The following is a 9,339-nucleotide window of genomic DNA, read 5'->3' as shown; positions in this document are numbered from 1 at the left end:
AGTAGTCCGCGTAGCCCTTCTGGGCGGTTTCTTCTACAGCTGGGTTGGGGCCGGGGGTGCCCATATAGGCAGCGGCCCCTCCGAGCACCAGGCCAAAGAGGCCCAGCACCAGCAATCCAAACCCTACCAATTTTTTCCTCATGTGTCTTCACCTCTCCATATGTAATTCTAATATTACATATGCATGCAGAGTTTATAAAGTTTTCGGGTGTTGAGAAGGAAGGCGAGTATAGTCGATTTTCGCTGGTTCTTGTTCTACAAAACAGGCAATATTTGGAAAAGGGGGAAGAGGAGATAAAAACCCTAAAGCTTCTCCGCCTTCACTGTGAACTTTTTGTTGAGGGGCAGTCCCTCGAAGAGCTCGCTCCCGAGCTCCACCACCGGGAGGTCGGCCTCTATAACCGACTCCCCCTTATCCGTCTTCACCTTGAGGCTCTTCAGCCTCCCCTTCTCTATTCTTGCCGAGAGATAAGTGCCGTCCTCGGCTCTCCCCTCAACGACGAAATCCGTCCCCAGCTCGACGGCGAGCCTCTTGAGAAACGCAGGAGCTGTTTCAGGGGTTATGTGCTCAACTTGCCCGCTTTCCCCTTCAATCTTCACACCGGGGCACTTCATCGAGGCGCAGAACTCCCCGATTGCCGTCGCTATTCCCTTGGCAAAGTTCTCCAGCGGCTTCCCCATTATGGCCTCTCCAAAGCCCGCCCAGCTGGCCGTTACCCTGAGCTTCCCCCCAGCCATCTTGAAGGTAACGGTGAGAATACCTCGCTCCCCCCTGAAGGTGTATATCGCTTCCCTTTCACCAAAGCCGACGTCAAGCTCGAACTCGTAGCCGAAGTTGAAGATAAACCTCGGCACCTTGAAGCGAACCCTCTCACCTCTCAGCTCCTCGAAGTACGGGAAGAAGGGCAGGGTCTTTTTGGGGTCGCTGAGGATTAATCTGAGCGTCTCCCAGTCAGCGGAAACTTCAACTTCCCAGCTTTTCGTTTTCACTTTCCCTCACCGCTTCATCTAGAGAAAAGCCGTAAAAAAGGGTTTCTTAAACCTCAGGTTTAGAACCGAGTAAAGCCTTCCACTTCTCCCTCGTCCTCTTCCAGCAACCCTTTGGCATGAGCTCGCCCTCGGGACAGTAGCCGAGCTGAATGCATCTCGGCCCGAGCTTCGCCCACTTTATTATCGGCCTAAGCTCTTCGTTCTTCGCTATCTCCTCCAGCATCTTCCATGCAACTTCCCTTATCTCCCACTGCGCCCTCTCGCAGGCCCTCAGCCCGAGGAAGTGCTTCAGCTCGCGGAGGTTCATCGTGACAACTATCTTCGTCCTCACAGCCTGAGGCAGGATGAAGCGCGCATCCTCCTGGTGAATCCCCGCGCTGTAGCTTTCCTCGTAGAGTTCAATGGCTTCCCGCATGAGCTTTTTCCACTTTTCGTAGAGTTCGGGCTTTTCTTTGACGCTCTCGGGGATTACAAAGGTTTCCTCAACATCACTTGGGTTCAATTTTATGTAACGCTGTGACTGCTGGGTATAGCTTGCGAGCCTGTGTCTGACGAGTTGGTGCGAACACGCGCGAGAACATCCCTCAATGGCAAAGGTAAGGACTGCGTGCTCAAGGATCGACTCGTGGCCGTAGCCGAGAACCTTCGGGAGGTGCATTTCAACGTCGTTCATGGTCATCCGCTCGAAGGCCTCAGTTTTCCAGCCCTCCCAATAGCTTATCAGTGCTGACCATGTGACAGTTTCAAGCGGTTTTCTTGTATAGTTGACAAGGGTCACGCGGATTTTATCGCCCATTTTCCCCACCGCTTCAACTCATGCTCGCGCTTATTATCCTTTTCTCGGACAACCTTGAAGGTGCGACAGAGGAATGCAAAGAGATGGTCCAATGTGGCAACTTGGCAGTTGAAGTCTTGGCATTAGGAACTTACGTTTGGAAAGTTTTTCTCGACTGGGCATCAAAACCTTCCAAATTGAGTGGGCTTTTTTCGACGAAAGGGTTATTAAACTCCCTCCCCAGCCTTGGACGGTGATGCACATGGTGGTTAGTTTGGCTGGAAGGGACGTTCTCTGCCTTCAGGACTTCACGAGGGAGGAACTTGAGACGATTCTCAAGACGGCCGAGATGATGAAGATATGGAACAAGATTGGAAAGCCCCAACGCGTTCTTGAGGGGAAGACCCTGGCAATGATTTTCCAGAAGCCCTCAACGAGGACGAGGATTTCATTTGAGGTCGGCATTTATCAGCTCGGTGGCTACGGCCTCTACCTCAACGCCCAGGATTTACAGCTCCGCAGGGGAGAGACGATAGCGGACACGGCGAGAGTTCTAAGCAGATACGTTGACGGGATAATGGCGAGGGTTTACGCCCACAAGGATGTGGAAGACCTCGCCAGGTATGCGAGCGTCCCGGTCATCAACGGCCTCTCCGACTTCTCCCATCCATGTCAGGCTTTGGCAGACTACCAGACAATACTCGAGAAGAAGGGCAGGATTCAGGGCCTCAAGGTCGTCTACGTCGGTGACGGAAACAACGTTGCCCATTCACTCATGGTAGCGGGCACAAAGCTCGGGGCAAACGTTGTCGTCGCCACACCGGAAGGCTACGAACCCGACCCGAAGGTCATCAAGTGGGCCGAGAAGAACGCCGCTGAGAGCGGTGGAAGCTTCGAGCTCCTCCACGACCCGGTTAAAGCCGTCAAAGATGCCGACGTCATCTACACCGACGTCTGGGCGAGCATGGGGCAGGAGGCCGAGGCAGAGGAGAGGAGGAAGATATTCAAGCCCTTCCAAGTCAACAAGGAGCTTGTAAAGCACGCTAAACCCGATTACATCTTCATGCACTGCCTCCCGGCCCACAGGGGCGAGGAGGTTACAGACGACGTCATAGACAGTCCGAACAGCGTCGTCTTTGACCAGGCTGAGAACAGGCTTCACGCCCAGAAGGCAGTCATGGCCCTTATCATGGGCGGGATTAAGGTCTGATTTCTCTCTTTTAATCTTCTTTTGAAGGTCACTTTCAAAAACGGCGAACCTTTTAAACCCCACCCCCAACTCCCAACCATGCTCGAAAAGCTCTTCAGCCTCGGCTACTCCAAGACCTTCGCGGAGCGCTATTACCAGCTCTGGGGCGAGAGGGCTTTAAAAATAGCCGAGGCCATGGAAAGGCCCCTTCCGAGGTGCTTCCGCGTTAACACCCTCCGCATCGAGGTGCCGAAGCTCACAAAGCTCCTCAACAAGAAGGGATTCCAGTTCAAGCGAGTTCCCTGGGCGAGGGAAGGGTTCTGCCTGACGAGGGAACCTTTCTCAATAACCTCCACGCCCGAATATTTAAGCGGCCTCCTCTATATTCAGGAGGCAAGCTCAATGTATCCCCCGGTTGCCCTCGAACCGAAGCCCGGAGAAACCGTCGCCGACATGGCATCGGCTCCCGGCGGGAAGACGAGCTACCTCGCCCAGCTCATGGAGAACGAGGGCATTATTTACGCCTTCGACGTCGGCGAGGAGCGCTTAAAGGAGACGAGGCTCAACCTTTCGCGCCTCGGCGTTACGAACACGGTTCTCTTCCATAAATCGTCGCTCTACATAGACGAACTCGGCGTTGAGTTCGATAAAATCCTTCTCGATGCACCGTGCACGGGCTCGGGAACGATACACAAGAACCCGGAGAGGAAAGCCAACAGGACGATAGACGATGTAAAGTTCTGCCAGGGTTTGCAGATGAAGCTCCTTGAGAAGGGTTTGAGCGTCCTCAGGAAGGGTGGAATCCTCGTCTACTCCACCTGCTCCCTTGAGCCTGAGGAGAACGAGTTCGTAATCCAGTGGGTTCTCGACAACTTCAACGTCGAGCTTTTGCCCCTCCGCTACGGCGAGCCGGCCTTAACCAAACCCTTCGGAATCGAGCTGAGCGAGGAAATGGCGAAGGCGAGGCGCTTTTATCCAGACAGGCACGGAACGAGCGGTTTCTTCGTTGCAAAGATAAAGAAGCTCTGACTCAGCTCCCAGACTCCTCAGCCAGTTTTTCCTCGATTTCCCTGAGCTTTTTAAGGACGTCCTCGCTCAGCCCTTTCTCCAGCTCTTCTCTAGCTGCCTTGGCCAGCTCGAACTTTGAACTGAACTTCCCGAGTGACGTCCAGTTGATTTTCTTGCCCTCAACGAAGACGTCTATGTCGCACAAACGCTTGTAGCCGTAGTATTCAATCCCTTTGAGGAGGAACTTGACCTTTTCCGGCTTCTCCCAGGTTAAAAGCTTGAGCTTGTAAACGGGAACGCGCATGAAAGGCCTCGGATAATCCCAGTCCCAGCCCTCTCCGACCACAAAGCCCAGGTCTAAATCCTCGATAACCATCATGAGCCTCTCGATGTTCTCCTCGTAACGCTTTTCGGTATCGTATATCTTGATGGTGAGCTCGTTCCACTGGGGGAGGAGCTTGAAGAGGAGCAAAGGCGCATCGATGCTGAGCTCGCGGTAGACCTGAAGGAAGCCCCGTCTTATCAAAACTGCCCCCTCTATTTCTTCAGGCCCTATCGGAGAGCTGAGCCTTTTCTTCGTGACCCCGACTACAGTATCACCGGCTTCGCCCTCATCGAGGGCATCTCTAAGGGTGGTTACTTTTCCGCCGTACTTTTTGGCTATGAAGCTCAGGGCTTCATCGACATTCTCGGGAACGCGGAGGAATATCAGCGTGCTCTCCACGTGAACCCTCTCCACCGGGAGGTTTCGGTTTATCACGGTGCTTATGACGTAAGGTGCCCCGTGCTTTATCAGGAAACCTGTCTTCGGCGGGAGGGTCTTCTTTATCCATTCTTCTGTAACGAAGAGAACCGTCTCAAACTCCCTGCTCTTCCTTATCGCCTCATCAGTGGGTATCTCATTAACGGAGAATATCTCCCCTATAGCCTTCTTTACAGCATCGCTGTGGACTGTCCTGAGGAAGATTATGGAAGGCCCGAACCGCATAAATCTCATCAAAGTCCCCTCCTCAGCTTGTAACCCCTATAGGTGTCGGTTCCAACCGGATAATCAATCCTCACGGCCTTTCCGCTGGGGAGGAACAGAAAGTTGACGCCGAGGACCGCGTTTAGTCCCTTTGGAATGACCCTGAAGTTGTGGCCGTAGAGTTTGAAGTCAGCCTCAACGCCGGCAACATCTTCCCAGGTGTGCCCGAGGGCCAGCTTCACTCCTTCTATCTCCACAACAGTGCCCGGCTCAACGACGGCATCCCCAAAGAACTCCCTAACCAACTTTGGCTCATCCTCATTGCCCGGGACGATGTAAAGCTCAGCCCCAGAGCCCTTGAGAATTCTCGCAAGCTTCCTCAGCCCGGCCCGGTAGAGGGGGAGTAACTCGGGCTTCCTCTCCAGCTTGACGTTATCAACTAAATCCCCCGTGTGGACTATAATCTCTGGACTGAACTCGTCGATTAGCTTTCCCAGAAAGGGGTAAACGCTCTCCGGCGTGTCGCCTACGTGCATGAGGAGCGTCTCTCCAGATGAAGAGCGGAGTTTTCTGAGCCTTCTTCTTCGCAGGAACCCCAGCATCACGGAAGCACCTTGACATGCTAATTAGACGCGGGAGGCTTTAAATACTCCGGTGGGAACGTGCTATGGTGGTTGGATGAAGGTTCTTGTCCTCGGTGCTGGCAACGTTGGGAGGGCTGTTGCCTGGGACTTACGAGATGAGTTCGAGGTTTACGTCGGTGACATAAGCGAGGACAGGCTGAGGGCCGTCTCGCGCTTTGCGACACCCCTTAGGGTTGACGCAACGGACTTCAACGAAGTCGTTGAGGCCCTTAAGGGCTTTGACCTCGCCGTTGATGCACTACCCGGCCGCTTTGGCTACAGGGTTGTTAAGGCCTCGATAAAGGCCGGCGTTGACATGGTTGACATCTCCTTTATGCCCGGGAACCCCCTTGAGCTCAGGGACGATGCTGAAAAGGCAAAGGTTACGATTATAGTGGACGCGGGCTTTGCCCCGGGGCTGAGCCACATCCTCATGGGCAGAATATGGCATGAGCTGGACGACATGAGCGAGGGTCGCATCTACGTCGGAGGCCTTCCGAAGGAGCCGAGGCCACCACTCTACTACAGAATTACATGGTCACCTAAAGACCTAATTGAAGAATACACTAGACCGGCGAGGGTCATACGGGACGGTGAAGTTAAGGCCGTTGACCCCTTCGAGAGAATTGAGCGGGTTAAGCTGAGGGGGATGGAGTTTGAGGCGTTCCTGAGCGACGGTCTAAGGAGCTTACTTGAGAGCGTCAGGACCGAGAAACTTGAGGAATGGACGCTCCGCTGGCCGGGGCACCTTGAGAAGATGAAGGTTCTCAGAGAACTCGGCTTTTTCAGGCCTGAGCATGTTGACAAGACCCTTGAGGTGATAACCCCGCTGATGACCTACGAGAGCCCTGACTTCACGATAATGAAGGTCTTTGGAAGGGGAACCATTGAGGGGGAGCCAAAGGAGATTGGCTATCTCCTCTACGACGAGGAGCGAGACGGCTTTACCTCGATGGCCCGCGTTACGGGCTTCACGGCCTCGATTATAGCGAGACTCGTGGCTGAGCAGAGCTGTATTTATGGGGTTATTCCACCGGAGATACTCGGGATGAGGATAGACACCTACACCAGGATTATGGAGGGATTAAAGGAGAGGGAAATAAGCGTTGAGAGGTGGGAGAATGCTTCACCTGATAATAGCTGACTCGGAACTGGAGCTCGTGCCAAAGTCGATAGCGGAGCATCCGGCGGTCGTCAACTACGCGAGGAGGAGGGGAAAGAAACCAGAAGAGGTAATACTGGACTCCACCTACCACCATTCCGTCCTGAGGAAGCTCGAAGACGGGGAGAGGCGTGGTAGGCCTGACATAGTCCACCTCTGCCTCCTCAACGCCCTCGAAAGCATAGCCAACAAGGAGGGCCTGCTCAGGGTTTACGTTCACACGAGGAACGACGAGGTCATCTACATAAAGCCCGAGACGAGGCTACCGAGGAACTACAACCGCTTCCTCGGTCTGATGGAGAGCCTGTTCAAAAAGCGGGCCGTCCCAGAGAACCTTGAACTGCTAAGGATTGAGGAGAAAACCCTCGAAGAGCTTGTTAGGGAGATAAACCCCGATGGGGTCTTCGTGATGCACGAGGGTGGAGAACTCATGAAGCCCAGGGACTTTGGGAAAGTTCTGGCGGAACTCAGCGACCCGGTCGTTATCGTGGGTGGATTCCCGCACGGTGATTTCAGGAGTAAGATCGAGGGAAGGAAGATAAGCCTCTACCGCGAACCCCTGATGGCCTGGACGGTGGTCAACGAGGTGATAGTTGCCTTCGAGTTCTCCATGCTCTGACCAAAAACGTTATCTATATAATCCTGTTATTCTACATTTGGTTTCGAACATCTTTGCTACTGTTTCAACCGTGAAGGGTGGTGAAAATGAGAAAGGTCAGCGTGTTGATGGCTCTGCTTATAACGGGATACATACTGGGAATATGGAACTTCCTGATACTGCCCAAGTACTTTATAGTCTTCGGCCTCAAGGGACTAGTGGTTTCGCTGGTTCCAGTCCTAGTGGCCATGTTCCTGATATACAGCGAGGCGGAGAGCACGAAGAGGACGCGCTACCTGATATACGAGCTGTTCTTCAAAGTCGCAAGAACTCCGGCGTTCATATTCACTCTGTTGATGTTCCTCCTGATAATGCTCGGCCTCACTGCCTATCTCTCCTCATGGGGCCTCATATACATCTTCGGCTGGGATACTTCTTACGTTACACTGCTGGCCATACTAACACTGCTCCTCACGGTGCTCCTGCTTCTCCTCGCAAAGGGAAGGGTCCTGGAGTTCATCTCGGGAATTTCAGTGCTCATGATAATCTTCACCCTCGCCTCGGCCTACCTCGTCCGCGAGCAGGCACTTAAGACGGTCACCTCGGAGCAGGCCAAGTTCTACATGCAGCAGGCCGTCAGCGCAATAACCTCCTTCGGAGGAAACTTCACGGTTCAGGGACTGACGATGCTAACGGCATCGGTCATCATAGCCTTCGGTCTCGGTGCGGGAGTTTACTACGTCATAGGTAGCTTCTCGCCCGAAGACCTTGACTTCAAGAGGGTTCTCTTGGGCGTCTTCTTCCTCCAGCTGATACTCAGCTTTGCAGCTGCTTACACGATGGCCTACTCTATGGGACCGGCCTTCCAGGCCTTTGAGAAGAGCGTCCACAACATCAACATCTCACCGGAGGAGAGCTTGAAACTATACACCCAGTTCCAGGCACTCCAGAGCTACGCCACCAACAGCACAACTCCAGTACAGGACTCAATAAAGGTGTTCTTCACCATTCCGAGAATCCTGAAGGGAGTTCCCGGGGCAACCAAGATAATCTACCTCCTAGTCTTATCCCTCTACTTCGCGGGGCTGACAACGCTTATAGTCCTCATGGAGATGGGCAGCCAGATGCTCTCCGAGGTAATGCAACTCGGCAGAAAGTCTGGTCTGACAGTTGTGACACTCATAGCCATAGTCATAGCGGGCGCAATGGCCCTCCAGTCCGTCAGGGTGATGTTCCTCTTCGTCCCCTTCAGCGTCGCGGCGCTGGTGTCGGCACTGGAGGCTTATCCACTCTTTTCATCTGAGCTGACGGCCAACAAGGGGCTTGTGGGAGTTTCAATAGGCTTCCTGATACTCGTCGGTATAGGCACCCTCTACTACGCCCTCCTAAACACTTCAACAGCTGCGAAGCTCGGGGCGATTATAGGCCTGGTCCTTTTCGTGCCGGCCTTTATGAACAGCGTCCTCCTGAAGTCCCGGCGCTGACTTTCAAAAATTTTTTAAACGCCTTTCCCAACCTCAAAGAGAACGCTTAAACGGAGGTATGGAAAATGGGAGACAAGACCAAGGTTCAGGTCAGCAAGCTCAAGCCCGGAAGGTACATCATCATCGACGGGGAGCCCTGCAGAATAGTCAACATAACCGTTTCCTCACCCGGAAAGCACGGCTCTGCAAAGGCCAGGATTGAGGCCGTTGGAGTCTTCGACAGGAAGGTCAGGAGCATTGTCAAACCGACGAGCGCTGAAGTCGAGGTTCCCATAATCGACAAGCGCGTCGGCCAGATTATAGCCATAACGCCCGACACCGTCCAGCTCATGGACATGGAGACCTACGAGACCTTCGACGTTCCGATAGAGACCGGCGTCGAGGACGATGTCAAAGACCAGCTCACCGAGGGCATAACCGTCGAGTACTGGGAGACCCTCGGAAGGATAAAGATAATGAAGGTCAGGGGCGAGTGAGCCTTCTATATTCGTCCCTTTTTGGTTTATTCCTGAAACGCAACTTATATAAGCTGTTTTTTGAGCC

General features: G+C 53.6%; 10 protein-coding genes. 6 read left to right on the top strand and 4 right to left on the bottom strand.

Annotated elements, in window-relative coordinates; translation table 11 throughout:
* Window positions 1–303: 303 nt before the first annotated feature.
* Together MVC73_RS03375 and thyX are read right to left on the bottom strand one after the other, a co-directional pair.
* Window positions 304–990, bottom strand: a complete 687-nt coding sequence (locus MVC73_RS03375; RefSeq protein WP_297506843.1) for a hypothetical protein — start codon at window positions 988–990, stop codon at window positions 304–306.
* Window positions 991–1,036: 46 nt separating this feature from the next.
* Window positions 1,037–1,786: an FAD-dependent thymidylate synthase gene (gene thyX, locus MVC73_RS03370; RefSeq protein ID WP_297506841.1), complete on the bottom strand. Its 750-nt coding sequence runs from the start codon at window positions 1,784–1,786 to the stop codon at window positions 1,037–1,039.
* Window positions 1,787–2,027: 241 nt separating this feature from the next.
* On the opposite strand from thyX, the gene argF reads away from it, so the two are divergent.
* On the top strand, window positions 2,028–2,975 hold the full coding sequence (gene argF / locus MVC73_RS03365; RefSeq protein WP_297506914.1) for an ornithine carbamoyltransferase: 948 nt from the start codon (window positions 2,028–2,030) through the stop codon (window positions 2,973–2,975).
* Between the two features lie 78 nt (window positions 2,976–3,053).
* Window positions 3,054–3,983, top strand: a complete 930-nt coding sequence (locus MVC73_RS03360) for an RsmB/NOP family class I SAM-dependent RNA methyltransferase (protein WP_297506839.1) — start codon at window positions 3,054–3,056, stop codon at window positions 3,981–3,983.
* 1 nt (window position 3,984) lies between these two features.
* On the opposite strand, the gene MVC73_RS03355 is transcribed toward MVC73_RS03360, so the two are convergent.
* Together MVC73_RS03355 and MVC73_RS03350 are read right to left on the bottom strand one after the other, a co-directional pair.
* Window positions 3,985–4,959 (bottom strand): hypothetical protein, encoded by a 975-nt coding sequence (locus tag MVC73_RS03355; protein ID WP_297506837.1) that lies wholly within the window; start codon window positions 4,957–4,959, stop codon window positions 3,985–3,987.
* The gene (locus tag MVC73_RS03350) at window positions 4,959–5,531 is read right to left on the bottom strand and encodes a metallophosphoesterase (protein ID WP_297506835.1); all 573 of its coding nucleotides are present in this window, start codon (window positions 5,529–5,531) and stop codon (window positions 4,959–4,961) included. Before MVC73_RS03350 ends, MVC73_RS03355 begins: the two co-directional genes overlap by 1 nt.
* A gap of 76 nt (window positions 5,532–5,607) precedes the next feature.
* Here MVC73_RS03350 and MVC73_RS03345 point away from each other — a divergent pair, with 76 nt between their 5' ends.
* From MVC73_RS03345 to MVC73_RS03330, 4 genes are all read left to right on the top strand, one after another.
* Window positions 5,608–6,696 (top strand): saccharopine dehydrogenase family protein, encoded by a 1,089-nt coding sequence (locus MVC73_RS03345; protein ID WP_297506833.1) that lies wholly within the window; start codon window positions 5,608–5,610, stop codon window positions 6,694–6,696.
* Window positions 6,674–7,333, top strand: coding sequence for a 16S rRNA methyltransferase (locus tag MVC73_RS03340; RefSeq protein ID WP_297506831.1), 660 nt, complete (start codon window positions 6,674–6,676; stop codon window positions 7,331–7,333). Before MVC73_RS03345 ends, MVC73_RS03340 begins: the two co-directional genes overlap by 23 nt.
* Window positions 7,334–7,419: 86 nt before the next feature.
* Window positions 7,420–8,796, top strand: a complete 1,377-nt coding sequence (locus tag MVC73_RS03335; RefSeq protein ID WP_297506912.1) for a sodium-dependent transporter — start codon at window positions 7,420–7,422, stop codon at window positions 8,794–8,796.
* 65 nt (window positions 8,797–8,861) lie between these two features.
* Window positions 8,862–9,272 carry a translation initiation factor IF-5A gene (locus MVC73_RS03330; RefSeq protein ID WP_297506829.1) on the top strand — a complete coding sequence of 137 codons (411 nt, stop codon included), beginning with the start codon at window positions 8,862–8,864 and terminating at the stop codon, window positions 9,270–9,272.
* Window positions 9,273–9,339 lie beyond the last annotated feature (67 nt).

The sequence above is a fragment of the Thermococcus sp. genome (genome assembly GCF_027052235.1).
Taxonomy (GTDB): domain Archaea; phylum Methanobacteriota_B; class Thermococci; order Thermococcales; family Thermococcaceae; genus Thermococcus.
The sequence above is the reverse complement of the archived record's forward strand: the minus strand, read 5'-3'. Positions and strand labels throughout refer to the sequence as shown.